This is a genomic window from Micromonospora mirobrigensis, assembly GCF_900091555.1.
Lineage (GTDB): Bacteria > Actinomycetota > Actinomycetes > Mycobacteriales > Micromonosporaceae > Micromonospora > Micromonospora mirobrigensis.
This window is the reverse complement of sequence record NZ_FMCX01000002.1, coordinates 395,260-420,160: the sequence shown is the minus strand read 5'-3', so window position 1 is coordinate 420,160 and position 24,901 is coordinate 395,260. Positions and strand designations below refer to the sequence as shown.

Annotated in this window: 27 protein-coding genes and 1 pseudogene; 9 read left to right on the top strand and 19 right to left on the bottom strand. The window is 73.4% G+C overall.

The genetic code is table 11. The annotated features are described in order from the left end of the window. Positions 1–51: 51 nt before the first annotated feature. From GA0070564_RS09315 to GA0070564_RS09305, 3 genes are all read right to left on the bottom strand, one after another. Positions 52–1,332, bottom strand: coding sequence for a sulfite oxidase (locus tag GA0070564_RS09315; RefSeq protein ID WP_091605834.1), 1,281 nt, complete (start codon positions 1,330–1,332; stop codon positions 52–54). 75 nt (positions 1,333–1,407) lie between these two features. Continuing rightward, positions 1,408–2,046 carry a hypothetical protein gene (locus tag GA0070564_RS09310; RefSeq protein ID WP_091605830.1) on the bottom strand — a complete coding sequence of 213 codons (639 nt, stop codon included), beginning with the start codon at positions 2,044–2,046 and terminating at the stop codon, positions 1,408–1,410. Next, positions 2,043–3,461 carry a selenium-binding family protein gene (locus GA0070564_RS09305; RefSeq protein WP_091605826.1) on the bottom strand — a complete coding sequence of 473 codons (1,419 nt, stop codon included), beginning with the start codon at positions 3,459–3,461 and terminating at the stop codon, positions 2,043–2,045. Before GA0070564_RS09305 ends, GA0070564_RS09310 begins: the two co-directional genes overlap by 4 nt. 272 nt (positions 3,462–3,733) lie before the next feature. Between GA0070564_RS09305 and GA0070564_RS09300 the strand changes: the two genes are divergently transcribed. Then, positions 3,734–4,894, top strand: a complete 1,161-nt coding sequence (locus GA0070564_RS09300) for an LLM class flavin-dependent oxidoreductase (protein WP_091605821.1) — start codon at positions 3,734–3,736, stop codon at positions 4,892–4,894. Positions 4,895–4,933: 39 nt separating this feature from the next. Here GA0070564_RS09300 and GA0070564_RS09295 read toward each other — a convergent pair whose 3' ends face one another. From GA0070564_RS09295 to GA0070564_RS09280, 4 genes are all read right to left on the bottom strand, one after another. Beyond that, a complete protein-coding gene (locus GA0070564_RS09295; RefSeq protein WP_091607049.1) occupies positions 4,934–5,443 on the bottom strand; it encodes an NUDIX domain-containing protein in 510 nt (169 codons plus the stop codon). A gap of 50 nt (positions 5,444–5,493) precedes the next feature. Then, entirely contained in the window at positions 5,494–6,024 is a 531-nt protein-coding gene (locus GA0070564_RS09290) for a riboflavin biosynthesis intermediates N-glycosidase (protein ID WP_425412447.1), read from the bottom strand. Between the two features lie 84 nt (positions 6,025–6,108). Beyond that, the gene (locus tag GA0070564_RS09285; RefSeq protein WP_091605812.1) at positions 6,109–6,387 is read right to left on the bottom strand and encodes a hypothetical protein; all 279 of its coding nucleotides are present in this window, start codon (positions 6,385–6,387) and stop codon (positions 6,109–6,111) included. A gap of 100 nt (positions 6,388–6,487) precedes the next feature. After that, the gene (locus GA0070564_RS09280) at positions 6,488–6,826 is read right to left on the bottom strand and encodes an Imm51 family immunity protein (RefSeq protein WP_245669881.1); all 339 of its coding nucleotides are present in this window, start codon (positions 6,824–6,826) and stop codon (positions 6,488–6,490) included. A 189-nt stretch (positions 6,827–7,015) separates the two neighbouring features. Here GA0070564_RS09280 and GA0070564_RS09275 point away from each other — a divergent pair, with 189 nt between their 5' ends. Continuing rightward, positions 7,016–7,552 (top strand): hypothetical protein, encoded by a 537-nt coding sequence (locus GA0070564_RS09275; protein WP_141714729.1) that lies wholly within the window; start codon positions 7,016–7,018, stop codon positions 7,550–7,552. A 79-nt stretch (positions 7,553–7,631) separates the two neighbouring features. Further along, a pseudogene (locus tag GA0070564_RS09270) lies at positions 7,632–7,998 on the top strand (ADP-ribosylation/crystallin J1). A gap of 45 nt (positions 7,999–8,043) precedes the next feature. Here the strand turns inward: GA0070564_RS09270 and GA0070564_RS09265 are convergent. The 8 genes from GA0070564_RS09265 to GA0070564_RS09230 all read right to left on the bottom strand — a co-directional run bounded on the left by GA0070564_RS09265 (position 8,044) and on the right by GA0070564_RS09230 (position 15,553). Then, on the bottom strand, positions 8,044–8,679 hold the full coding sequence (locus tag GA0070564_RS09265; protein ID WP_091605804.1) for an SRPBCC family protein: 636 nt from the start codon (positions 8,677–8,679) through the stop codon (positions 8,044–8,046). A gap of 10 nt (positions 8,680–8,689) precedes the next feature. Beyond that, the gene (locus tag GA0070564_RS09260) at positions 8,690–9,037 is read right to left on the bottom strand and encodes an ArsR/SmtB family transcription factor (RefSeq protein ID WP_091605799.1); all 348 of its coding nucleotides are present in this window, start codon (positions 9,035–9,037) and stop codon (positions 8,690–8,692) included. Between the two features lie 86 nt (positions 9,038–9,123). Then, positions 9,124–9,795: a peptidoglycan recognition protein family protein gene (locus tag GA0070564_RS09255; protein ID WP_091605795.1), complete on the bottom strand. Its 672-nt coding sequence runs from the start codon at positions 9,793–9,795 to the stop codon at positions 9,124–9,126. Between the two features lie 65 nt (positions 9,796–9,860). Beyond that, positions 9,861–10,607 (bottom strand): lysozyme, encoded by a 747-nt coding sequence (locus GA0070564_RS09250; protein ID WP_091605792.1) that lies wholly within the window; start codon positions 10,605–10,607, stop codon positions 9,861–9,863. A gap of 100 nt (positions 10,608–10,707) precedes the next feature. Further along, the gene (locus GA0070564_RS09245) at positions 10,708–12,060 is read right to left on the bottom strand and encodes a flavin monoamine oxidase family protein (protein WP_091605789.1); all 1,353 of its coding nucleotides are present in this window, start codon (positions 12,058–12,060) and stop codon (positions 10,708–10,710) included. Between the two features lie 135 nt (positions 12,061–12,195). Further along, positions 12,196–14,355, bottom strand: a complete 2,160-nt coding sequence (locus GA0070564_RS09240) for an ABC transporter permease (protein WP_091605785.1) — start codon at positions 14,353–14,355, stop codon at positions 12,196–12,198. Further along, on the bottom strand, positions 14,352–15,032 hold the full coding sequence (locus tag GA0070564_RS09235) for an ABC transporter ATP-binding protein (protein WP_091605781.1): 681 nt from the start codon (positions 15,030–15,032) through the stop codon (positions 14,352–14,354). The genes GA0070564_RS09240 and GA0070564_RS09235 overlap by 4 nt, the downstream gene beginning before the upstream one ends. After that, entirely contained in the window at positions 15,029–15,553 is a 525-nt protein-coding gene (locus tag GA0070564_RS09230) for a PadR family transcriptional regulator (protein ID WP_091605777.1), read from the bottom strand. The genes GA0070564_RS09235 and GA0070564_RS09230 overlap by 4 nt, the downstream gene beginning before the upstream one ends. A gap of 143 nt (positions 15,554–15,696) precedes the next feature. On the opposite strand from GA0070564_RS09230, the gene GA0070564_RS09225 reads away from it, so the two are divergent. Both GA0070564_RS09225 and GA0070564_RS09220 read left to right on the top strand, forming a co-directional pair. Then, on the top strand, positions 15,697–16,044 hold the full coding sequence (locus GA0070564_RS09225; RefSeq protein WP_091607043.1) for a YciI family protein: 348 nt from the start codon (positions 15,697–15,699) through the stop codon (positions 16,042–16,044). 9 nt (positions 16,045–16,053) lie between these two features. Beyond that, positions 16,054–17,274: an RNA polymerase sigma factor gene (locus GA0070564_RS09220; RefSeq protein WP_091605774.1), complete on the top strand. Its 1,221-nt coding sequence runs from the start codon at positions 16,054–16,056 to the stop codon at positions 17,272–17,274. A gap of 554 nt (positions 17,275–17,828) precedes the next feature. Here GA0070564_RS09220 and GA0070564_RS09215 read toward each other — a convergent pair. Then, positions 17,829–18,272 (bottom strand): MarR family winged helix-turn-helix transcriptional regulator, encoded by a 444-nt coding sequence (locus GA0070564_RS09215; RefSeq protein WP_091605770.1) that lies wholly within the window; start codon positions 18,270–18,272, stop codon positions 17,829–17,831. Positions 18,273–18,450: 178 nt separating this feature from the next. Between GA0070564_RS09215 and GA0070564_RS09210 the strand changes: the two genes are divergently transcribed. Further along, positions 18,451–20,169 carry an ABC transporter ATP-binding protein gene (locus tag GA0070564_RS09210; RefSeq protein ID WP_176730638.1) on the top strand — a complete coding sequence of 573 codons (1,719 nt, stop codon included), beginning with the start codon at positions 18,451–18,453 and terminating at the stop codon, positions 20,167–20,169. A gap of 37 nt (positions 20,170–20,206) precedes the next feature. On the opposite strand, the gene GA0070564_RS09205 is transcribed toward GA0070564_RS09210, so the two are convergent. Next, positions 20,207–20,674, bottom strand: a complete 468-nt coding sequence (locus GA0070564_RS09205) for a hypothetical protein (RefSeq protein WP_091605761.1) — start codon at positions 20,672–20,674, stop codon at positions 20,207–20,209. Positions 20,675–20,898: 224 nt separating this feature from the next. Here GA0070564_RS09205 and GA0070564_RS09200 point away from each other — a divergent pair, with 224 nt between their 5' ends. Beyond that, complete coding sequence (locus GA0070564_RS09200; RefSeq protein WP_091605756.1) at positions 20,899–21,759, top strand: hypothetical protein; 861 nt, start codon at positions 20,899–20,901, stop codon at positions 21,757–21,759. A 277-nt stretch (positions 21,760–22,036) separates the two neighbouring features. Here the strand turns inward: GA0070564_RS09200 and GA0070564_RS09190 are convergent, their stop codons facing one another. Then, positions 22,037–22,315, bottom strand: coding sequence for a DivIVA domain-containing protein (locus tag GA0070564_RS09190; RefSeq protein ID WP_091605753.1), 279 nt, complete (start codon positions 22,313–22,315; stop codon positions 22,037–22,039). Positions 22,316–22,529: 214 nt separating this feature from the next. Here GA0070564_RS09190 and GA0070564_RS09185 point away from each other — a divergent pair, with 214 nt between their 5' ends. Next, positions 22,530–22,769 (top strand): winged helix-turn-helix domain-containing protein, encoded by a 240-nt coding sequence (locus tag GA0070564_RS09185; protein ID WP_091605748.1) that lies wholly within the window; start codon positions 22,530–22,532, stop codon positions 22,767–22,769. Between the two features lie 55 nt (positions 22,770–22,824). Next, a complete protein-coding gene (locus GA0070564_RS09180) occupies positions 22,825–23,757 on the top strand; it encodes an HNH endonuclease (protein WP_091605744.1) in 933 nt (310 codons plus the stop codon). A gap of 182 nt (positions 23,758–23,939) precedes the next feature. On the opposite strand, the gene GA0070564_RS09175 is transcribed toward GA0070564_RS09180, so the two are convergent. After that, a complete protein-coding gene (locus GA0070564_RS09175) occupies positions 23,940–24,830 on the bottom strand; it encodes a hypothetical protein (RefSeq protein WP_176730613.1) in 891 nt (296 codons plus the stop codon). Positions 24,831–24,901: the final 71 nt, after the last annotated feature.

Here is a 24,901-nt window from a genome sequence, read left to right as displayed (position 1 = left end):
CCTCACCCTGCGGGCCTTACCCGGGCCGGGCGCGGCCCAGGTCCGGCCCGGTCAGGCCACCGTGACCGGGTGGCGGACCACCCCGTCGAAGAGGTAGCCCAGCGCGTTCGGGGCGGCCCGGTCGGGCTGGCCCGCGCCGGTGACGTCGGTGGCCCGGGCCCGCAACCGGTACGCACCGGGCGCGGGCGGGCGCCAGCGGGCCGTCCACCGCTGCCAGGGGCCACCGGCGTCGGCGGCGACCAGCTCCGCGGGACACCACCCGTCCCCGGTGTCCACCTCCACAGTGCGGATCGGCCCGTTGCCGGACCAGGAGCGGCCGCGCAGCAGCAGGTCGGCGCTGGCCGGGACGCGGGCGTCCCAGGGCAGCTCGAAGGCGCTCTTCACCGACTGGGCGGTGAGTGGGTCACCGTCGGCGGCGTGCCCGGGGCCGAACATCCGGTAGAACCGGGTGTTCCAGGGGGAGAAGAGCGGGCTGGCGGAGACCTCCACCGGGCCGACCCACTTGATCGAGGCGATGCCGATCCAGCCGGGCACCACCAGCCGCACCGGGAAGCCGTGGTCCGGCGGCAGCGGTTCGTCGTTCATCGCGTAGGCCAACAGCACGTCGTCGAGGGCCTTGCGCAGCGGCAGCGGCCGGCGTACCCGGCCCAGGTCCACCCCGCCGGTGACGTACGCCGGGTCCAGACCCTCCGGCATCACGTCGACCGCGGCGTCGGTGAGCCCGGCCAGCCGCAGCACCGTCGACAGCCGTACTCCCGTCCAGCTGGCCACCCCGACGCCGCCCAGGCCCCAGGCCACTCCCGGTGCGGGAGTGCCCTGTTGGGTGTCGAAGAACCGGCGCCCGTTGCCGGCGCACTCGACAAGCGCGGTGATCCGCTCGGCGGGCAGCCGCCGCAGGTCGGCAAGACCGAACTCGACCGGCCGGTCCCGCCCGGGCCGGCCGCGCAGCCCGGTGCCGTGCAGGCTCAGCCGCCAGTGGTCCGGGTCGATGGCGGGGGTGCGGGTGTGGTTGCGGACGAAGAACCGGTCGGTGGGGACGACGTACCCCTGCCCGGCCATCGCCGCCCAGCGCATCTCCGCGTTGGTGTCCAGCGGGGTGAGCAGCTCGGGGGGAAGCGGCTTGACGATGCCGCCCGGGTCGACACCGACCGGGTCGGCGGCGACCGCCACGGGCTCCCGCTCCCGCGCGGCGGCGGTCAGCGCGCCCATCGCCGCGCCGAGCTCCAGCAGGCCCTGCCGGGACACCCCGCCGCCGTCGGCCCGGCCGGCCAGCCACTGCCGGGCCCGCAGGTCGTCGTGCCGGGCCTCCTCCCACGACGGGGTACGGGACATGCCGGCCTCCTGACCGTTCAGCGACGTTGCCATCCCCATTCAAGCAGTAGGAATTGCCGGCCCCGGCGGCGGTGCTCAGCTCGCCCCGACCAGCGTCACCACCCCGGCGGCGACGAGCACCCCGGCCCAGAGCCGGTCGACGTTGAACCACGCCTTCCGCAGCACGCCGACGCCGAGCACCTCGTACACCACAAGCGCGATCACGGTGGCGACGGCGAGCATGGCGACGGTGTGCACGCCCGCCGCGGCCAGGCCGGTCAGCGCGCCGGCCGGGGCGGCGGCCAGGTGCCCGGCGTGCGGCCCGCCCGCCGGGGTCGGCTCGGCGAGCAGCACCGGCAGCAGCATCAGCCCGGCGCCGTGGGCCGAGGACATCAGGAACGACCAGCCGGCCAGTTGTCCCGCGGACAGTCGCATCCCGGCCCAGCGGAAGTGCCGCTCGGAGAGCAGCCGCCACAACCCGTACCCGACCAGCAGCACTCCGCCGGCCACCGCGAGCGCCCGGCTGGCGGTGACCGACCGGGTGGCGGTGACCAGCGCGGCGATCACCGCCACCGAGGCCAGGTGGCCCAGCGCGATCGGCGGCAGGGCCGCCAGCAGCGCCGCCCGCCGCCGCTCCTGCAACCCGCGGCCCACCGCCAGCAGCCAGCCCATCGCCGGGTTCAGGCCGTGGAAGGCGCCGAGCGCGGCCAGCGTCGCCAGGGTCGTGCCGGTCACGGGAAGCAGTACGAGTCGGAGCTGGCGTCCCCGCCCTGCAACCGGGTCTGGTGCACCCGCAGCCCGCGGAACTGCTCGCCGCGCGGGAAGAACCGCGGGTCCGGGGTGAGCCCGCCGCGCTCCGGGTCGACGTCCAGCTTGGCCAGCCACGCCCCCACCCCGTCGGGATAGAACTGGTCGTCCCAGGAGCCGTAGAGCGAGTTGCTGACGTAGACCCGGCGGCCGTCGCGGCTGATCTCCACCATCTGCGGGCCGCCGGCGAGGGGCTCGTCCGGGGCGGCGGGGTGGGCGGTGCGGGCCACGACGCCGCCGAGGCGCACCGAGCCGGTGAGCACCGGGTGGAACGGGTCGGTGACGTCGTACTGGCGCAGCTCGCCGGTGCCCCAGCAGGAGACGTAGAGGAACCGGTCGTCCACCGACAGGTCGATGTCGGTGACCAGCGGTGGCACCGCGCCGAACGGCTTGAGCAGGTCGGGCAGGTCCGCCGGGTCGGCCGGCTCGGCCGGGATGTCGATCACCCGGGTCACCGCCCAGGGCGCGTCCCGGCCGTCGCCGTCGCGGTGCCACAGCCACACCGACGCCGAGAGGTCCTCGACGCTGACCACCACCCCGACGAAGCCGTACGACCTGGTCGGGTCGTGCGCCGGGCGTAGTTCGAGGGGCATCTGGTACTGGTCGCCCAGGTCGACCCGCTGCACGTGCCGCCGCTTCGCCAGGTCCCAGAAGTGGATGGCGTGGCCGTAGCGCCGGCCGAGCAGCAGCTCGCCGACGATGCCGTCCTCGATCATCGACGGGGTGCCCCACTCGCTGGTGACCAGCACGTCCTGGGTGAGGTGCCACCACACGTCGTACGCGAGGAACTGCGGCCCCCGGTCGGCCTCCCAGGCGCCGCGGACGTCGAAGGTGGTGTGGTCCAGGATGGCGATGCCGCCCGGGCCCTCCTCGCCGTCGGCACCGCCGAGCGCGGAGACGTAGATGCCGTCGGGTCCGCAGTGGACGGTGTGCGGCCGGGAGTAGCCGGCCCGCTTCGCCAGCTCCTCCGCCTCGACGACCTTGACCACCTTCGGCGCCCGCGGGTCGGGCTTGGTGTCGATGACGTGGATCCGGGACGACCGCAGCCCGGGCACGATCAGGTAGCGGCGTTCCACGTGCGGGTGCGGGGCGGTCGGGCAGAGCGCGCTGCTGCACGCGTTCCAGCCGAAGTGGTGCAGCTCGTCGCCGGTGTTCGGCAGCTCCGTCCAGCCGACCACCCGGCCGTAGTCGGGGGAGTCGGGGTCGGTGTCGAGCACGACGATCGCGTCGGGGCGTTGGGCGTCGCGGTCGAAGGCGGCCACGTAGGCCAGCTTCTCGGCCGGCGCGGTGGCGGCCTCGCGGGGGGAGGGATAGAAGGTCGGGTCGGGGGTCCAACGGGTCATCGGGGGCTCCGGTGGTCAGGCGGCGGGCACGCCGAGGCGGTCGAGCAGCCGGCGGCGACGTCCGGTCGGTCGGGGGAGCGCGGGTGTCCCCATCCTCCTCTCCGGCACCCGCACCGCACGGTCGGATATCGGTCCGAGCGGAGCGGAGCGTGGACGACCAGGGGGTCGGGCTCCAGCATGCTGAACTCGCATCCGGGCCAACCTACCAAGCCGGTAGGTTTAATGGGTAGCCTGTGGCGGTCGCCGTCCCACCCCCCCAGGAGGACTCTCCGATGTCGTTGACCTTTCACTGGTTCCTGCCCACCTACGGCGACAGCCGGGACATCGTCGGCGGCGGGCACGGCACGCCGATCGGGAGCGCGGGTGGCGCCCGGCCGGCGACCGTGGCCTACCTGGGGCAGATCGCCCGCACCGCCGAGCAGCTCGGCTTCGTCGGCGCGCTCACCCCCACCGGCGCGTGGTGCGAGGACGCCTGGCTGGCCACCGCGATGCTCGCCGAGGTCACCGAGCGGCTGAAGTTCCTGGTGGCGTTCCGGCCCGGCCTGCTCTCACCGACCCTCGCCGCGCAGATGGCCGCCACCTTCCAACGGCTCTCCGGCGGCCGGCTGCTGCTCAACGTCGTCACCGGCGGCGAGTCCACCGAGCAGCGCGCCTACGGCGACTTCCTCGACAAGGACGCCCGCTACGCCCGCACCGACGAGTTCCTGCGTGTGGTGCGCGCGCTGTGGCGCGGCGAGACCGTCGACCATGCGGGGGAGCACCTGCGGGTCGAGGGCGCCCGGCTGAGCCGGCTGCCCGTCCAGGTCCCGCCGGTCTACTTCGGCGGCTCGTCCGCCGCGGCGCTACCGGTCGCCGTCCGGCACAGTGACGTCTACCTGACCTGGGGCGAGCCGCCCACCCAGGTGGCCGGCAAGCTGGACCGGGTCCGCAACCTCGCCGCCGACGCGGGCCGGGAGCTCCGCTTCGGCATCCGGCTGCACGTCATCGCCCGGGACACCGCCGAGCAGGCCTGGACGCAGGCCCGACGGCTGCTCGACGGCATCTCCGACAGCGACATCCGGGCCGCCCAGGAGGGGCTGCGGCGCAGCGAGTCCGAGGGGCAGCGGCGGATGCTCGACCTGCACGGCGGCTCCCGCGACGGGCTGGAGATCGCCCCGAACCTCTGGGCCGGGGTCGGCCTGGTCCGCGGCGGGGCGGGCACCGCCCTGGTCGGCAGCCACACCGAGGTGGCCGACCGGATCGCCGAGTACCACGCCCTGGGCATCGACGAGTTCATCCTCTCCGGGCATCCGCACCTGGAGGAGGCGTACTGGTTCGGCGAGGGGGTGCTGCCGATCCTGCGCGCCCGCGGCCTGTGGCGACACCCGGCCGGGGAGCCGCAGCAGGAGCTGACCGCCGCCGTGCCCTTCGCGCCCCAGCCCGCCCGGGTCTGAGCCGGGGCGGCCCGACCGGTCGCCGGGAACGGCGGCCGGTCAGCCCCGGCCGGCGAAGAAGTCGGCCATCGCCTTGGTGTGCGTGGAGAAGGCCAGCTCCACCGGCTCGGTGAGCACCACCCACTCGGTGGCCTCCTCCGTCGGCGCCGACGGCGGCAGCTCGGCGGCCGGCCGCTCGGGCAGCACCCCGAAGACCATCATGGTGCCGCCGGCCGGCGCCCCGTGCACCGCGAACAGCTCCACCTCGTCGGCCCGGCCGATCAGGCCGGTCTCCTCCCGCAGCTCCCGGACCAGCGCGTCGGACCACTCCTCGCCGTACTCGATGAAGCCGCCGGGGAGCGCGAGCTCGCCGCGGGCGGGCTCGATGTCCCGGCGGACCGCCACCAGGCCGACCCCGGCATCGGTGCGCACCGGCAGCAGCGCCACCGCCACCGGCAGCGGATTGCGCCAGACCGTCTGGCCGCAGACCGCACAGATCCGCGGCCAGCCGGCCCCCGCCGGGTAGGCCGAGCCGCAGTACGAGCAGTGCGAGTACGGTGCGCCGGTCATGTCGCCGCACGTTACCGGGCCGGGCGGCCGGCCGCCCACCGCGCCGGCCATCACCCGCCTCGCAGCTCCTCCCGGGCCTCCATCAGGGCGAAACCGAGCAGGTTCTCGCCCCGCCACTCGGCCGGGTCGGCGGCGCGTGCGTCGTCGGCGGTCAACCCGATGCCCCAGATCCGGTCCGTCGGGCTCGCCTCCACCAGCACCCGGTCACCGGTGCCGAGCAGATATGCCCGGAGCGCGTCGTGCTGGCCGAACTTCGCGACGCTGCCCGCCACCACGATCGGATAGCGGCGGGCGGTCCAGGTCGCCTCGTCGAAGCCGCGCACCTGCCGGCCGAGGACCTTGGCCCGGTGCGGATGCCCGGCGGCGAGGATCCGCTCGCCGGTCTCCTCGTCCCCGAAGAGCGCCGCCTTGTGCCACATCATCCAGTGCTCGGCGGTGGCGAACGTCCGACCGTCCACCGTGAACGGCGCCGGCCACCACTGACTCAGGCAGCCGGCGCCGACGCTGCCGTTCCGCTGCGGCTGGTGGCCCCAGAAGTGCAGATATCTGATTCGTCGACCGGTGCGGGCGAGGTCGGTCAGCTCGCGACGCTGCGGGGTGAGGACATGTTCCACAGTGTGGCCTACCGGTCCGACACGTCGGGCGGGGCCGACCGGACGGCGACCTCAGTCCGTCCCACCGCCGCCGCCCGAGTCGAAGGTCGCCGCGTCGCCGTATGCCGCGTTGTCCACGACGGCTGCGGAGTGCCGGTCGGGTACGCCCCACCCCCGCTCGAAGACGTCGCGCCCGGGACGTGGCGAACTGCGGCGGATCGCGCGCATGGCGGCCCGGGCAGCGGCTGCCTTCTCCTCCACCGTCTGCGGCCGACGCCGTCGACGTCCGAAGAGCAGGACGGTGATCCCCGTGGCGAGCGCGACGCCGGCGAACGCGAGATACCACTGCATGCCGCCACGGTAGGAGAGGCCTGCATCCTCACGGCACGCCGCCGGATCCCGACGGACGGGAGCCCGTCGGGTGCGGCAGCCACCGCGGCCTCGCTCCGGTTCAGTCGTCGAACTCCAAGCCGGTCGCGCGGGCATGCGCGACGAGTCGTCGCAGCCGGTCCCGGTCAGCCGCCACCGCCCGGAGCAGGACCGCCAGCTCGTCGAGTGCCTGACGATCCTCGCCGGTGGCGAAGTAGGCGCCACCCTCGGGGTCGGAGACGAAGCGGCCGTCGAGAGCTGGGACCTCCGTGGAGACGAGCAGCTCGACGATCCCCTCCCAGAAATAGCCGTTGGGCTCGTGGCCGAGCTCAGAAATCAGGTCGTCCACCTCGGTCGTCCCGGCCGCCAGGGTCAGGGAGTATTCGCCGGGGCCGGTCCGTGCCACCTCTACTGGATCCACCGGCGCATCCTGACAGACCCCTCCGACACGAACCTGATGTCGCACCTCGCCCCCCAACCGTCCGGCTGCACGTGAAGCGAACGTGTCCTGTGGGGACGGAAGAGGGTGCCGGGCAACGGACCTGACTGGCATGATCATGCGACTTACGCGGCCGGGCCAGGACGCCGCGACTACCGGAAGGTGCGACCAGTGGGACTGTTCAGGCGGCGATCGCGGACTCCCGTCGAGCGGCTGATGGCCGCCGCCGGCCTTCCCACCGCGGGCGGCGAGGTCCCGGTGCGCGACGTCGTGATGGACGTGGTGCGGCGCAACCGGCGGGTCGCGGCGGTCCTCGGCGTCGTGGAGGAGCTGCTGGCCGAGGAGGGCGCGGCCGCCGAGGTGGCGTACGACTTCATCGAGGATCTGCAGAACGCGGCGTCGCACGGCACGGACGGTCTGCTCACCGTCGAGGAGCTGTTGCCGCTGCGCGGGCCCCGCACCGTCGAGGCGTGGGAGACCGTGGACCGTTTCTGGGCCACCGTCGTGGCCTGGTGCGACGAGACCGGGGTCGAGCTGGAACCGGCCGAGACGTTGGGGGCCGTGGAGAACCCGGCACTACGGTCGATCATGTGGACGACGTGCCGCAGCCTGCCGGACGGCCGACGGGTGCGGCTCAGCGAGGTGGTCCGCTACGAGCTGGCGGTCGGCGTGCCGATGGTCGGGATCGGCCACCGACAAACTGAGTGAGCTTGGGGATGAATGCTTATTGCCTCGCCGTCCGCAGGCCGCGCGGGTAGCGTCCGGCGCGCACCGGGGAGGGGATGGCATGCGGAAGACGACGACTCTGTGGCGACCGACGGGGCCCGAGGAGTTGGCACTGGTCGAGGCCAGCCGGCTGGACGGCCTGGCCGCCGCGCCTGTTCGACCAGCCGATCTTCTACCCGGTGCTCAACGAGGCGTACGCGATCATGATCGCCCGGGACTGGAACGTTCCGGCCTCGGGTGCCGGCTTCGTCACGCGTTTCGAGGTGGACCGCGAGTTCGTCGCCCGCTACCCGGTGCGCCAGGCCGGCGGCCGGGACATCCTGGAGCTCTGGGTGCCGGCGGACGAGCTGCCGGAGTTCAACCGGCACATCGTGGGGAAGATCGAAGTGGTCCACTCCTTCCGCCCCGACTCCACCGACACCGCATGAGGTACGCCGGAGCCCCGTGATCTCCGGCGTACCCCTGCGGTTGTCTCACTCCACCGGCTGGCCGGTGTACGCCGCGGTCGTCCGCGCGCCCGCCGCCCGGGCCGCCGCCTCGTCGGTGCCGTCGGCGACGTCCGCGGCCACCCAGCGCTCGCTGCTCAGCGTGATGAACCGGCGGGCCTCCTCGGTCGCCATCCACTCGGCGGCCTGCTCCGGGGTGATCCCGGAGCCGCGCAGGTGGTTGGCGAGGCCGAAGAGCCCCATCTCCCAGCCGATGCCGACGGCGCCCGGGCCGAACTGCACCCAGCGTTCGTCGTCGACGTGCGCGACGTGCTCCAGCTCGAACCGGGTACGCCCCGCGTCGACCGGGACGATCCGCACCTCGACCCAGCTGACGTCCCCGCCCATCTCCCAGGTGGCGGCGAAGCTCTTCGGCGGGTCGCAGCGTTCCACGACGCCGCCGGCGTTGCCCTCGAACTGGTAGCGCCCGCCCAGCCGCAGGTCGCCGGAGACGGGCAGGAACCAGCGGGGGATGCGCTCGGCGTTGGTGCAGGCGTCCCAGAGGTCCTCCGGTGTGGTGTCGTAGGTGCGGGCGATGGTCAGCACCCGCGCCTGGCCGGCCTCCAGGGCGCGGCTGCCGACGGCGCGCCGTACGGCGTCGATCTCGTGGGTCACGTCGGTCACGGTGTCTCTCCTAGTCGTCGGTCGGGGCCTGGGCGCGCCGTTGCCGCCGGCCGCGGGCCAGCTCGGTGCCGAGGGCGTCCAGGGCGGGGCTCCAGAAGCGGCGGAAACCGTCGAGCCAGCGGTCGACCTCGCGCAGCGGCGTCGGGTCGACCGCGTAGAGCCGGCGGGTGCCCTGCGCGCGTACGGTGGCGAAGCCGTTGTCCCGCAGCACCCGCAGGTGTTGGGAGACGCCGGGCTGGCTGATGCCGAACTCGGCGCCGACGGTCGCGCAGATCTCCCCGGCGGTCAGCTCGCCGGGGGCGAGCAGTTCCAGGATCCGGCGCCGGACCGGGTCGCCGAGGACGTCGAAGGCGTGCACCCGGTCTTTATATCAGACCAGACTTATATAAGCGACAACTCAGGCTGGCGTGATCGTGCCGGTGGGTGGCAGGCGGGGCCGTACCGTCAGCCGAGGCGGGCGGCGACCGCGCTGCGCAGCTCCGGCAGCCGGTCGTGCAGCAGGCCCGGGCACTGGGTGGAGTTGAAGTCCTTGTGGCCGTAGATCTCGGTGGCCGGGATGGCGTACTGCTGGCAGGTGAACGCGCAGAAGAGCACCAGGCTGTCCCAGAGCGCCTGCGGCGGCTGCACGTCGAGGTAGATGCCCTCGTTCTCGATGCCGATGGCCTGGCTGTTCTGCCCGACGCAGTGCGCGCCCTGCACCATGGTCTGCCCGTGCAGCAGCGCGTAGAGGCTGCCGTGCCGGCCCTCGGTCAGGTAGCCGGCCCGGCTGTTGGTGAAGTGCTGCCCGGAGTCGAGCCAGCCGTTGGTGTCCATGTGCAGGTTCTGGATGTCGCGGGAGTTCTGGTAGGCGTGGGCCAGGCTGTAGTCGGTGGAGTTCGGGAACGCCGTGTGATGCACGATGATCTTGTTGGGCCGGTTCTGCAGCACGGTCACCGCCGACGACGGCGGCCGGGCGCGCCAGGTCGCGCAGTTGGCGATCACCGGCTGGTCGACCTGGGTGGTCATGGCCCGGGCGCCGCGGTCGTCGCCGAGCTGGGTCAGGGCGGTGCCGCCGGCGGCGGCACCCAGCAGGACCGCGCCGCGCAGCACGGACCGCCGGGACAGGGGAACGGACACGGGATCTCCTCACGGGGTACGGCCGGGGGGCGGCGGCGGGCCGGTTGGCCCGCCGCCGTCGCGGGTCAGCAGGTGCCGTTGCAGGCCAGCACCCGGAGCCGGTCCAGGGTTCCGTTCCAGACGTTCTGGTCGCCGGGGAAGACGCCCGAGGAGGACCACTGCCAGAAGGAGTACGTCGACCAGCCCGCCGGCAGGGTGCCCACGGTGCTGGAGTACCGGGCGATCCAGAGCGGGTTGTTCGCGGCGAACTGCGAGGTGTTGCCGGTGCAGGTGCTCCACCAGTCGGTGGTGGTGTAGATCGTCGCCCAGCGCCCGGTGCGGGCGTAGTACTGGTTGACGAAGGAGGCGATCCAGCTGCGCATCGAGGCCTGGCTCAGCCCGTAGCAGGTCGAGCCGTACGGGTTGTACTCGATGTCCAGCGCGCCGGGCAGGGTCCGACCGTCCCGGGACCAGCCGCCGCCGTGGTCGACGAAGTAGTTGGCCTGGGTGGCGCCGCTGGTGGTGTCCGGCCGGGCGAAGTGGTACGCGCCCCGGATCATCCCGACGTTGTAGGAGCCGTTGTACTGCTGGGCGAAGTAGGCGTTGGTGTAGTAGGTGCCCTCGGTGGCCTTGACGTAGGCGAACCGGGCGCCGTTGCTGTACGCCGCCGACCAGTTGACGTTGCCCTGGTAGCTGGAGACGTCCATGCCGGGCAGCCCGGCCGGGGCGGCGCTCGCGGGAGCGGCGGCCAGGGTGCTGGCGGCGACCGCCGTGACCAGGGTGAGCAGGGTGGCGGTGGCGGCCCGGACGGCCGTACGCAGGGGGTGTTTCATCTTTCCTCCCAGGGGGGTGCCGCGGGGGAACGGCGGAGGCGAAAAGAACTGCCAGTATTACGACACAGATCGAAGATCCTCTACAAGATTGTATAGAGGATTATCTTTGTGAAGGTTGGTTGGCCCGATGGCCCGCGCCGGTCACCTCGGCCGCCGCACGCTCACCGGCGCGCACCGCGCCCTCCAGGTAACCCGCCCAGCGGGTCGCCGTCTCCGTGCCCGCCCAGTGGATCCGCCCCACCGGGCGGCGCAGGAACGGCCCGTACCGGGTCCACGAGCCGGGGGTCAGCGCGCCGCAGAAACAGCCCCGGGTGTACGGGTCGGCCGACCAGTCGTACTCGATCAGCTCGTCGGGGCGGCGGGCCCGCCGGCCCACGACGGCGGCGAGCGCGTCCAGCAGCGCGTCCCGGCGGGCGGCGGCGGACATCCCGCGCAGCTCCCGCGCCTCGTCGCCGTAGCAGAACGCGGTCAGCACCCCGCGCTCCGAGTCCGGCGTCCCGTTGTCCACCGTCTCGGTCACCGGGCCGACCACGGCGGTGCCCACCCCGGAGAGCCCGTCCGCCCGCCAGAACGGCTCGGGATAGACCGCGTGCACCTTGAACGCCGAACCCATCGGCGCCCGCTGGGTCAGCCCGTCGCGCAGCGCCGGCAGCGCCGGGGTGTAGCGGATCCGCCCGGCCAGCGCCGGCGGCAACGCCACCACGACCGCGTCCCCGGCGACGCGTTCCCGGTCGGTGTGCACCAGCACCCCAGCCCGGTCCTGCTCGATCGCCCGCACCGGCGCCGAGCAGGTCACCGAGCCCTCGGGCAGCGCCGCCGCCATCCGCTCGGCCAGCGCCCCCGGGCCACCCACCAGCCGGTCCTGCTGCGCCCCGCCGGCCATCCCCAGCAACGACCGGGAGCCACCGCCGGCGCGCAGGTAGAACACCGTCTGGAGCACCGAGATCTCGTCCGGGCTCGCGGCCAGCAGGCCGCCGGCGAGCAGTCGGCCGGCGTACCGGGCGGACTCCGGGTCCACCGCCGTCCGCTCCAGCCAGTCGGTCAGGCACATCCGGTCCCACCGGGGCGCCCCGGCGGCCCGCCACGGCTCGGCCGGGTCCACCGCGGCGCCCAACGAGTCCAGGGCGGCGAACAGCTCCTCCGCCCCCGGCGGCGGCTCCGTCGACCGGCCGCCCGGGCGCCGCACGTACCCGGCGCCGTACGCGGCCGACGGGAAGGTGTCGACACCGTACGCGGACACCAGCGCGTACATCCGGTCCTGGGTCGGGCCGATCCACTGCGCGCCCAGATCGAGCTGGGTGCCGTCGTCCAGCCACCCGGTCAGCACCCGGCCGCCCACCCGGTCCCGGGCCTCCAGCACCCGCACCTGCGCCCCCGCCCGGGCCAGCGCCAGCGCGGCGGCGAGACCGGAGAATCCGGCGCCGACCACCACCACCAGGTTGCCTCGGGACACCGGCGCCGCATACCCGGTTAGCGGGCCGCCATGGGTGCCGGTTGTCGTACCGGTGGTCCATGATCTTCGGGCGAGGCGACGTACCCGGCTGGATCCGCCGCCGCGCCGGCCCCGAGCCCGGCGCGGCGGCCTCCGTCACTCGCTGCGGGCGGTCTCCGGGCCGGTGACCCGCTCCAGCAGCGGCAGGGTCGCGCCGATGATGCCCAGACAGGCCACCAGCCCGACCAGCACGACGGCGTAGAAGCCGGGGCCGGGCGGGGTGAGGGTGTAGTGCATCTGCGCCCGCAGGAACAGGTGCGCGGCGAGCAGGCCCATGGCCACCGCCAGCACGGCGACGGCGAGCATCGGCACCGCGCTCTCCAGCAGGACCACCCGGCGCAGGACGCGTACCGGGGCGCCGCTCAGCCGCAGCAGGCTGAACGGGCGGCGGCGTTCGCTCAGCCCGCCGACGACGCTGACGGCGAGGCTGCACCCGGCCAGCGCCAGGCTGCCGACGATGACGACGTCGGCCAGCTGCTGCCAGCCGCGCATCGTGTTGGCGAAGTCCGACTCGAAGTCACCGGGCACGTTCGGCGCCACCCAGAACTGCACCGGGTAGGCGATCTCCAGGACGGTGCGGGCGCGTTCCACCGTGGCAGTCCTGCCGTCCGTGCCGACGACGACCGACGTCACCGGCAACCGGCGCAGGTCAGCGGGGGACATCGATGACGCGGGCCACTGCCGGTCCGGCGACGCCGACTCCCGCCAGGGGAGGAAGTTGGAGGAGAGCTGGGCCACGGTGGCACCGGGGGTGCACCGGCCGTACGCCGGCGGCAGGTCGGCGCAGGCGATCACCCCGTCGCCCTCTCCGCTGCGGACGGGGTTCTCCCGGACCACGCTTGCGGACCGCACCCCCGGGATCGTGCGTATGTCGGCCAGCACCCGGTCGGGAACGGCGAGCGGTTTCTCGTTGAAGTTGGCCGAGAGCGTGCCGGCCTCGGTGGAGCCGAGCTGGGCGGGGCCCCGGTTGGCGACGATCGTGGTGATCACGCCGACGGCCACGGTGGTGACGAAGAGCGCGACCATGATGCCGCTGATCGCCCGGAAGCCGGCCTTCGGGTTGTCGGCGAGCCGCCGGGCGGCGATCAGTCCGGCGGGACGGCGGGTCCGGGCCGCGAGCAGCCGGGCGCCCACCATGGTCAGCCAGGGCCCGGCGAGCACCAGGCCGGCCATCACCAGCAGGATCGCGGGCAGAAACACTGCCGTCTGCCCGTCGGAGGTGCGGGGGCGGTAGCCGTAGGCGACGAACAGCACGGTGAGGCCGAGCACGAGCGGGATCAGCCGGTACGCCCGCGGCGGGCGCGGCGTGACCCGTCGGGTGACGCCGAGCGGGGAGATCCGTACCCGGCGCAGCGAGACGTGTGCGGCGGCCGCGGCGCCGGCCGGGATGCCGAGCGCCACGATCAGGACGTCCCGCAGGTCCAGCGACAGGTCGCCGGGGAAGAACCGCATGCCGGTGAACGGGATCTCGGCGAGCTGACCCCGGCAGGCGAGGAAGAGGGCGAAGCCGACGGCGGTGCCGGCGACGGCCGCCAGGCCCGCCTCCACCGCGGCGATCGTCGAGATCTGCCGGGGAGTCGCGCCGGCCAGGCGGAACGCGGCGAACCGCTGCTCACGACGGGCGGCGCTGAGCCGGGTGGCCGTGCCGATGAAGATCAGCACCGGGAAGAGCAGGCCGCCGGCGACCACCCCCAGGATCAGGTCCACGATGGTCTCCGGGATCGGCGGGGTGGTGTCGCCGACGCTGGTGAGTTGTCGGGCCCGGGGCTGCTTGGCCACCTCGTCGGGGGTGCCACCGACCATGACCAGCAGGGTGTCGGGCGAGGGCAGTCCGGCCGCGCCGATCGTGCCGAGGTCCCGGGCCGGGTAGCGGTCGCGGAGCTGGTCGGCGGGGTTGGTGGCGATCAGCTCGCGCAGCGCGGGGGAGGCGTAGTACTCCCCGGGCCGGGGTGTCCTCGGCACGCCGACCGGCGTGGGCGCGTCGGGGCCGGTGGCGGCGACGTCGACCCGGACGATCTGCGTCCCCTGGAAGTAGTCCTCGCGGGTCGACCACCACAGCGGATCGGCGTCGCCGCCGACGGATACGCCGGGATACAGCGACGCGTACCGGGTGAGCTGGGCGTCGACGGCGTTGACGCTGGCCAGGGTGGTCAGCAGCAGACCGGCGCCCACGGCGACGGCGGCGGCGATGAGGATCAGGCGGGTGAGGGACTCCCGGCCGCCGGCCACGGCCAGGCGCAGCCCGAGGCGGATCACGACGCCACCCGGTCGGGGGCGTTGATCCGGCCGTCGCGGACGATGACCTCGCGGTCGGCGTACGCGGCGACCCGCGGCTCGTGGGTGACCAGGACGACCGTGGTGCCCTGCTCGCGGGCGGCGGTGACCAGCAGGTCCATCACCTGCTCGCCGGTGAGCGAGTCGAGGGCGCCGGTGGGCTCGTCGGCGAAGAGCACCCGCGGTCCGGCGACCAGGCCGCGGGCCAGGGCGACGCGCTGGGCCTGACCGCCGGAGAGCTCTCCCGACCGGCGGTGTTCCAGGCCGGCCAGGCCGAGCCGGTCGAACCAGCCGTGCGCGGTACGCAGCGCCTCTGCCCGGCGGACCCCGCCGAGCAGCAACGGCAGGGCGACGTTCTCCGCGGCGGTCAGTTCGGGGACGAGCTGTCCGAACTGGAAGACGAACCCGAACCGTTCCCGGCGCAGGGCGCTGCGCTCCTGCTCGGAGCGGGCGTCGATCCGGGCGCCGTCGAAGTGGATCTCCCCGGCGTCGGGCACCAGGATGCCGGCCAGGCAGTGCAGCAGGGTCGACTTGCCGGAGCCGCTGGGGCCCATGACGGCGACGATCTCGCCGGCGTCGATGGCGAGGCTCGCCCCGCGCAGCGCCGGTGTGCTGCCGAACGAGAACTCCACGTTCCGGGCCTCGATCATGGTGGTCATGGCCGCACCGTCCTCCGTAGGGCGTCCAGTCGGGCGCCGGTGGTCTCGATCCATCTCAGGTCCGCCTCCAGGTGGTAGAGGCCGTGGTCGGCCAGGAGCGCGTCGACCAGGCCGCCGGTGCGCTTGACCTCGGTCAGCTCGCGCATCCGTTGCAGGTGGGCGCGGCGTTGGGTGTCCAGGTAGTCCTCGGCGGGACGGTCGAGCATCAGCGCCAGCACGACCTTGGCGAAGAGCACCGTCTGAAGGTGCGGCTCCGGCTCGACCGGCTGGGTCAGCCACTGGTCGACCTCGGTGGCGCCCCGGTCGGTGATGACGTAGCGCTTGCGGTCCGGCCCGGCCCCGGCCTCCACCTCGCTGATGACGACCTTGCCGTCGCGGGCGAGGCGGCTCAACGTCGAGTAGACCTGGCCGTACGGCAGCGGCTTGCCCCGGCCGAAGAAGGTGTCGTAGTCGCGCTTCAGGTCGTACCCGTGGCGCGGCTCCTGTTCGAGCAGGCCGAGGAGGGTCAGAGGAACACTCATGCGGCGACCATACACCCGGTGTATACCCCGAGTACATAGTTGCGCGGACAGGACGATCCGGTGTGTCCTGTCGATCCCGGGCGGTCCCGCTCGTATGAAGGGTGGGCGTCCGGCACGGGCCGGCGTCCCGTGAGGAGGAGACCGTGAAGCAGTACCTGATCAGCATGTACCAGCCCGTCGGCGGCCGGCCGGACCCGGAGTTCCTGGCCGGGGTGATGCGCGAGGTCCAGGCCATCGGCGACGAGCTGCGGGCGGCCGGCTCCTGGGTCTTCGGGCAGGGGCTGCACGCCCCGGACACCGCGACCGTGCTGCGGCCCAAGGACGGCGACGTGCTGGTCACCGACGGCCCGTACGCCGAGGGCAAGGAACACCTGGGCGGCGTCACCATCATCACCGCGCCGGACCTGGACGCCGCCCTGGAGTGGGGCCGCCGCTACGCCCTGGCCACCACCCTGCCGATCGAGGTCCGCCCCTTCCAGGGCGAGGCCTGACCGCCTCCGGTGCCACCCACCGAGACCGTCGAGCGGGTGTTCCGCGCCGAGTACGGGCGCGCCGTCGCGGTGCTGGTCCGCCTCCTCGGCGACATCGACCTCGCCGAGGAGGCGGTCCAGGAGGCCTTCGTCGCCGCGCTGCTGCGCTGGCCGTCGACCGGGGTGCCGCCCAGCCCCGCGGGCTGGATCATCACCACCGCCCGCAACCGGGCCGTCGACCGGTGGCGGCGGGAGGCTTCCCGTCCCCGACGGCACGCCCAGGCCGCCCTGCTGCACGCCCCCGACGTCCCCGCCGAGGAGGGGCCCGTGACCGACGACCGGCTCCGGCTGATCTTCACCTGCTGCCATCCGGCGCTGGCCGCTCCTACCCGGGTGGCGCTGACCCTGCGCCTGCTCGGCGGCCTGACCACCGCCGAGATCGCACGCGCCTTCCTGGTTCCCGAGCCGACGATGGCCCAGCGCCTGGTCCGGGCCAAGGCCAAGATCCGCGACGCCGCCATCCCGTACCGGGTGCCCCGCGACGCCGACCTGCCGGCCCGACTGGACGCGGTGCTCGCGGTGGTCTACCTGATCTTCACCGAGGGGCACACGGCCAGCGCGGGGGACCGGCTGGCCCGCGCCGAGCTCTGCGCGGAGGCGATCCGGCTGGGCCGGCTGCTGGTCGAGCTGATGCCCGACGAGCCGGAGGCGCTGGGCCTGCTCGCCCTGATGCTGCTCACCGAGGCGCGGCGGGAGGCCCGCACCGCACCGGACGGCGCCCTGGTGCCGCTGGCCGAGCAGGACCGGCGACGCTGGGACCGGGACCTGGTTCGGCAGGGGCAGCACCTGGTCCGCCGTTGCCTACGGCGGGACCGGCCGGGCCCGTACCAGATCCAGGCGGCGATCAACGCCGTGCACAGCGACGCGCCGGACGCCGCCGGCACCGACTGGGGTCAGATCCTCCAGCTGTACGACCAGCTGCTGGCCGGCGCCCCCGGACCGGTCGTGGCGTTGAACCGGGCCGTCGCGGTGGCCGAGGTGGCCGGCCCGGCCGCCGCGCTGGCCCAGGTCGACCGCCTCGACCTGGCCGGCTACCACGTCTTCCACGCGGTCCGGGCCGACCTGCTGCGCCGGCTGGACCGCCGCGACGAGGCCCGACAGGAGTACGCGGCCGCCGCCGCCCGGACCGGCAACCTGGCCGAGCGCGACTTCCTGCTGCGCCGCCGTGACCTGCTGGACGACCCTGGGTGACGTTTGTTCGGGGACCGTGGGCCCGGCACCTGCCTCCTGAGACGTCACAGGCCCTCCTCGGCGCTCCTCCGCGCGTGGACCCGTGGCGGCCCTGGGCCGGGGAGGTCGCGTCGCTGCCTATCGACCTGATGGCATAAACGACTCACGGAGTGGTCGACGCCCTGCCGGTCGCCGACGAGCCGAGGGGGCGAGGTCACCGGCACCCGGTCACGGGAAGCGCCGGCGGGGCGTCACCGTTGGCTGCCCGGTTTGCGGCGTCGGCCTGTGGCGAGGCGGGCCGGGCATCCCGGAGTTCCCTGAGTCGTTCGTGCTCTCAGGTCGATAGCGTCCCGGGTGATACCGGCCGGCATTGCTGAATCGGTCCGCGTGTCGAAGTGACACTGGCCGGCACTGCGAGGTCGGTCCGCCTCCGGAGTGCCACCGGCCGGCACCGCGAGGTCGGTCCTCGTTTCGAGTGACGTGGGCCGCAACTGCGAGGTGGGTCCGCGTTCCGGCCACCATGATCGGCCCGCTGCGGTGGCTGCCGCCGGACCCGCCCCGGCCGGGTGGTCGGCTCAGTCGGGACGGTCGGCGGCCAGGGTGCGCAGGATGCGCGCCAGGTCGGCGCGGTCGGCGGCGCTGAGCTCGCCGAAGAGCCGTTCGGCCTCGGCGGCGCGGGCGGCCCGCACGGCCTCGCCCACCCGGCTCCCCTCGGCGGTGGGGGCGACGAGCGTGGCCCGCCGGTCGACCGGGTCGGGACGGCGTTCGACCAGCCCCCGCTCCTCCAGCCCGTCGACCACCTCGGTGGCGGAGCGCGGGGCGATCCGCAGGTGGTCGGCGAGCGAACCGAGGCGCATCCCGCCGTGGCGGATCAGCACCTGCAGGGCGCGGCCCTGCCCGGGAGTGATCTCCAATGGCTCCAGGGTCTGCCGGGAGCGGTGCCGCAGCCGGCGGGCGACCTCCCAGAACGCCTCGGCGAGGGGCTGCTCGTCGTCGTCTCGAGGTGCTGCCGCGGTCACGGGAATACGGTAGCAGGAGTTCCTGTTGCAGCCTCACGATGAGGCAACCTCAGCATCAGTCGACAGGAAAGAGGCACTCCCCTTGGACTCACCCACCCCGTACCCCACCGAAGGCCGCCGGGGCGGCCGCGACGCCGGCCGGCAGGCCACTCCCGCCGAGAAGGCCCAGGCCCGCGAGGTGTCACTGCGCCGGATCGGCCGGCTCTTCACCGACCACCGCTGGCAGCTCGCCGCCGTCACGGCGATCATCGTGGCCTCATCGGTGCTCGCCATGGCCTCACCGTTCCTGCTCCGTGCCGTCATCGACCGCGCGCTGCCCGAGCGCGACCTGACCCTGCTGGTCCGGCTGGTGCTCGGCATGGTGGCGGTCGCCGCCGTCACCGCCGCCCTCGGCGTCGTGCAGACCTGGATCTCCACCCGGGTCGGCCAGCAGGTCATGCACCGGCTGCGCACCGACGTCTTCCGCCACCTCCAGCGCCAGTCGGTCTCCTTCTTCACCCGCACCCGCACCGGCGAGGTGCAGTCCCGGATCACCAACGACATCGGCGGGATGCAGTCGGTGGTCACCTCCACCGCCACCTCGATCGCCGCCAACCTCACCACCGTGGTCGCCACGGCCGTGGCCATGGCCGCGCTCTCCTGGCGACTCTCGCTGGTCTCCCTGGTCGTGCTGCCCCCGTCGATCTGGCTGTCCCGGCGGGTCGCCCGGCTGCGCCGGACCATCACCGCGCAGCGCCAGCGGGAACTGGCCGACCTCAACGTCACCGTCGAGGAGAGCTTGTCGATCAGCGGGGTCCAGCTGAGCAAGACCCTGGGCACCGGCCCGGCCCTGGTCGACCGCTTCACCGCCTCGTCGGCACGCCTGGTCGACCTGGAGCTCCGCTCCGAGCTGGCCGGTCGGTGGCGGATGGCCTCGATGAGCATCATCTTCGCCGCCATCCCGGCGGTCATCTACCTCAGCGCCGGCCTGCCCGGCACCGCCGGCACGCTGAGCATCGGCACCCTGGTCGCCTTCACCGCCTTGCAGGGCGCGCTGTTCCGGCCGCTGACCGGGTTGCTCAACGTCGGCGTCTCGCTGACCGCCTCGCTGGCCCTGTTCGCCCGCATCTTCGAATACCTCGACCTGCCCGTCGAGGTCGACGAGCCGGCCCACCCGGTGACCGTCGACCCGGCCCGGATCCGCGGCCACGTCCGGCTCGAGGACGTCACCTTCAGCTACCCGGGCAGCGACACCGCCGCCGTCGCCGGGGTCACCCTCGACGTGCCGGCGGGCGGCAGCCTGGCCCTGGTCGGCGAGACCGGCTCCGGCAAGAGCACCATCGCCGCCCTGCTGAGCCGGTTGCACGACCCGACCGCCGGTCGGATCACCATCGACGGGATCGACCTGCGCGACCTGCGGCTGCACGACCTGGCCGCCGTCGTGGGCGTGGTCAGCCAGGAGACGTACCTGCTGCACACCACCGTGCGGGAGAACCTGCGCTACGCCAGGCCGGACGCCACCGACGACGAGATCGTCGAGGCCGCCCGCGCGGCACAGGTCCACGACCTCATCGTCGCGCTCCCCGACGGGTACGACACCATGGTCGGCTCGCGGGGCCACCGGTTCTCCGGCGGCGAGAAGCAACGCCTGGCCATCGCCCGTACGCTGCTGCGCAACCCCCGCGTGCTGATCCTCGACGAGGCCACCAGCGCGCTGGACACCGAGACCGAACGGGCCGTGCAACGCGCCTTCGACGCCCTGGCGCAGGGGCGTACGACGATCACCATCGCCCACCGGCTCTCCACCGTGCGCAACGCCGACCAGATCGCCGTGCTCGACCACGGCCGGATCGTCGAGACCGGCACCCACGACACGCTGCTCGACCGCGCCGGCCGCTACGCCACCCTGGCCTCGTGAGCCGGCCCCGGACCACGGTCGCGCCCCGCTGCGGGGTTCAGGCGGCCAGGCGGCGTACCCGGGGGTCGGCGAGGGCGCGGGCCGCGGCGGCGAGCACCCCGCTCGCGCAGAGCGTCGGCGCGCCGACCAGGAACTCCTCCCGGTCCATCCACTCCACCTGCTCCACCCCCGGCCGGTCCAGCAGCGCCTGGTCCAGCGACCACGGCGCCTCGTCCGAGTAGCAGTCGTGCGCCTCGTCGCCGACCCGCAGTCCCCAGTGGAACGGGCCCAGCCGCTCCGGCCCGGCGTCGGACTCGTCGTGCGGCTCCAGCCAGTGCTCCTGCGGCTCCGCCGGGCTGACACCCACCTTCCTCGCCTCGATCAGGTCGGCCAGGCGCACCGGCGGCTCGCCGGCCTCGTCGACCGGCAGCAGCAGATCGGTCAGCTCGTCGGCGTGTTCCGGGCAGGAGCAGTCCGGCCGGCGGGGCGGTAGCCCGAGGCCGCCAGGCGGGGGAGAGGTGAGCATGGAACGCATCGTAGGGGCAGGACGCCGCTCTGTGGCCCCCACCGACTACCCCCTGTCGAAGGGTTGATGAACAATCTGCCACCGGGGTCGGATGCTCACGTACCGGGGATAAGCCGCGAAGCGGGCCGCTCGACGTGCCGCCCGATCGAAGGAGCGGCATGGTGAGATACCGAGCCTGTCGAGCCGCGTGCCAGCGGTCCCACCGTCGTCGAGGGGGTCTGTGGATGTCCTCCGAGCAGGGCGCGGTCCGAGGGCAGGCCGGCGTTCCCGTGCTGCCGGTGCCCACCGGCTGGGCCGGGCGACAGATCTCCGTACCCTTCACTGCTTCGATGGTCGGCCTGGCCGTGCTCGCCCTGGGCATGGTCGCCGGCCTGGTCTCCGCGGCCCGATCCGGCGACTCGGGTGCGGTGGCGTTGCTGGCGTTCGGGGCGGTCTTCCTGGTCCTGGTGGTCGGCTTCTCCGTCCGGTCGCGCCGGCTGCGCCCCGGCCGTGGCCGCCCGCCCACGCTGGTCGACGACCCGCACGGCGGGCAGGGGGTGCGGTTCGGCTACGCGACCGCACCGTACGTCTCACTCGGTGGCCTGCTGGCGCTGGCCGCGCTGGTCACCACGGCCGTGGCCGTGACCGCGATGTTCGCCGGGGTGGTCGGCGTGCTGCTCGGCGTCGGTCTCGCCGCCCTCGCGGTGCTGCTCGGGTGGTTCCTGGTGACCATGCTCCGGCTGGCACCGGGGGAGCTGGTGCTGTCGCCGGCCGGGATCCGGCACCGGGGCCTGGTCCACACCCAGTTCGTGCCCTGGCGGGACGTCTACCAGGTCTCGGCCAAGAGGGTGAACACCCCGCTGCTGGTGGTCAAGGCGAACATGTCCGACGGCACCCGGATGCGGCGGCTGACGGGTCGGTTCGGCACGCTGGAGTCCCGGCTGCTGCCGTTCGTGGCGGTCCGGCCCTACTGGCTGGCCGGCGATCCCGTGGTGGTCTACCACGCGTTGGCGTTCTATCACTCCCGTCCCGACCTCCGGCCGGAGCTGGGCACAGTCGCCGCCATGGAGCGGATCGCGGCGGGGCGGACGGTCGCAACCTCCTGAGACGTGGCAGGTGGGCCGGCCGATGTGGCGGGCCCGCCGGCCGGTCCGAGGTTGCTGTCCGCCGTCGGGCGGAGGCCGGCGAGCTGGACGTAGATCTCGCGCTTGGTGGTGGCCCGCCCCCGGCGGTCGATGACATAGCCGGTCACCCAGAGCCAGCCGTGATAGGTCGGCAGGTCGGACACGGACACGACGCGAAGGTTGAGGGTCCGGTCGCCGGCGAACTGCACCGAGGCCCGGCCGTCGATCCGCAGCAGGTCGCCAGGCTTGGGGCGCACCACTACCAGGGACCGTCGTTCGGTGGTCGGCACTCCCGCGCGTGCATGGTCTGCCAGTCGCGCAGTGCCCGCTTGAGCCGGTCATTCTCCTGCGTCAACAGGTCCACCCACCGGTGCAGGTCGGTCAGCTCGTCGGCGACCCGGGCCTGGAACTCGCGTACCTGATCAGGGTCGATGCCCCGGCGGCGCGGGTCGAACGTGCGGGTCCGTACCTCGTGCGGGGTCAACCGGGCCGGGCGGCCGGTCCCGTAGAGCCGGCCGGATCGATAGACCTGGGCCACGATGGTCCTTCCGGGGCAGGTCGGAGTAGGCAGGATCGATGAGATGGGTCGGGACGGGCACGCGCACCCGCCCCGACCGGGGGATGAGCCGAACTCGTTGCCACGCGAGGAGCGGCTGCCGATCAAACATATATGCCTAAGTCGTCCGTCGCAACACTCAGTTGTCTGTCGGGTTCGTGTCGTGATCAAATTGGCGTGCCACGCAAGGAGCGCCATGCCACAGACGCCGGACTACATCCGGATCTCGGATGAGATCATCGACGACCTGCACAGCGGAAAGGTGCAGCCGGGGGAGAAGCTGCCCTCAATCGCCGAGATGGCCGACCGCTTCGATGTCAGCTCGTCAACGATCCAGATGGTCTACGTCCGGCTGGAAGCCCTGCGGGTGATCCGGCGGCGTCAGGGTAAAGGCATCTTCGTCACGGACCCACAGACCTGGATGCGTGAGCCCTGACCGTCACCCGTTCGGATGGTGGCCCAGAGATCCACTGTGGTGAAAGCTTTTTGACATGAGGGCTTTTGTCGGTGTCACCGACCAGAAGTGGTACCGCTTCCTCGCCGCGCGCCCCGAGGTCGACGAGGTCAACTTCTGGCGGCCGTCTGGCGGCGGTTTCCAGGCGCTCATCCCCGGCGAGCCCTTCTTCTTCAAGGCACACCACCCGCTCAACCGGGTGGTCGGCGGGGGCTTCTTCAGCGGCTTCACCCGACTGCGGATATCCGAGGCGTGGGAGCTGTTCGGTGAGGCCAACGGCGTGACCAGCCTCGACGCCATGCGAGCCAGTGTCGGCCGGTACCGCAAGCAACCGATCGCACTCGACGAGGACCCCGTCATTGGTTGCATCTTCGTCCGGGGCACGAGGTTCTTCCCCGATGAGTCGACGGTGGACCCGCCGCCACGCTTCGCCCCGAACGTCGTGCAGGGAAAGACCTACGACCTCGCTGACAGATCCGTCGCGGGCTACTTCGACCTGCTGATCCACCGCCTGATCGGCACCACCGTCGAACTCGACCTCAGCGAGCCCTGGCACCGTCCCGGGCCCGTCTACGGCGACCCTCGTCTTGTGCCGCAGCGACTGGGCCAGCAGTCGTTCAAGGCCGTCGTGCTCGGTGCCTACGAGCGTCGGTGCGCGATCACCGGCAACAAGGTCCAGCCCGTGTTGCAGGCGGCGCACATTCGGCCGCTGCCCAACGGGGGCGAACACCGGATCGACAACGGCCTCCTGCTCAAGTCGGACGTGCACATTCTCTTCGACCGGGGATACCTAGCCGTGGACCCGAAGTACCGGCTGCTGGTCAGCCCTCGGCTGCGCAGCGAGTTCGGCAACGGCGATCAGTTCTACGCCAAGGCGGGCCAGCAGATCGCGCTCCCGGCACGGCGAGGCGATCGGCCGAACGTCGAGTTTCTGGAGTGGCACCTCGATTCCGTCTTCAAGGCTGCCTGACCGCGACCAACGCCGATTACTGCTCGTCAATGGTGAAGGTCGTCCCAGGTCGTCCTACCCAGGATGAGGACCGCCGCGACCGCCAGCATCGGTCCGGCGGCGGCGAGGAGCGCGCCGCGCCGCCACAGGGCGCGCCGCCGCTCCAGGTCGGCGGTCCGGTGCAGTCGTACCGCTGCCGCCTGTCAGGAGCCGGCACCGGTGGTCTCCGGCCCGGCCTCGCCGGGGCGCACCGGCTCGGTCGCCGAATCGTCCGCCGCCGGCTCGGACGCGGGTCCGGGCTGCGCGGGTACGCCGCCACCGGCCGCGGGGGAGGGCACGTCGACCGCCAGCAGCGGCCAGAAGACGTCCCGGTCCCGCTGCCGTTGGCGCAGCAGCTCCCCGCTCCACTCGGCGGCGGCCCGCTGGTCCTCGGCCATCCTGCGCGCCGCGTCGTCCAGCGCCTCCCGCGTCTCCCGGTCGACCGCCCCGGACACCGGTCCGGCCGTGAACTCCTCCAGCAGGTCCACCCACCGCCGGTTGAGCTGCTCCACGCACTCCGCCCGTCTCAGCTGCACCTCGTACTGACCTTCCAGGTTGACCAGTTGCTCGCTGTACGGCAGCAGCGCCTGCCGGACCGCCTCGTCGAGGCGTACCCAGACGTCGACCCGGCAGGTCAGTTCGGTGTCGCCGTCGCGGAACTGCCACGGCGGCTGGCCGGCCACCGCGCGTTGCAGCGCCACCTCCAGCTCGCCGGCCTGGTGCGGTGGAAACGTCCGGGCGGCCGCCGCGGCGAGCCGGGTCAGCCGCAGGATCGCCCTGGGCCGCACCTGCCGGACGTGCCAGCCCAGCAGGTCGGTGGAGAGCCCGGTACCGGTCCAGGTGAGGGTGGCGTGCACGGTGAACTGGAAGACGTAGCCGCGGGCCGGTACGACGATCGCCCCGGCGGCGTCCCGCAGCTGCGTGGGCCGCGCGGGCGACGGCGGTGGTGGGGCCGGCTGTGGGGGCGGGCTGACCGGCAGGTCCACCACCAGGTCCCGCCAGGCGTCGGCGATCCGCGCGCGGGCCGCCCGCCACCACCGGGCACCGACCGTCATGGCCGACGACGCCGGTCCGGCCGCCGGTGCCGGCCCCGCCGTACGGTGACCGGCCCACGGCGGGCGCGGAG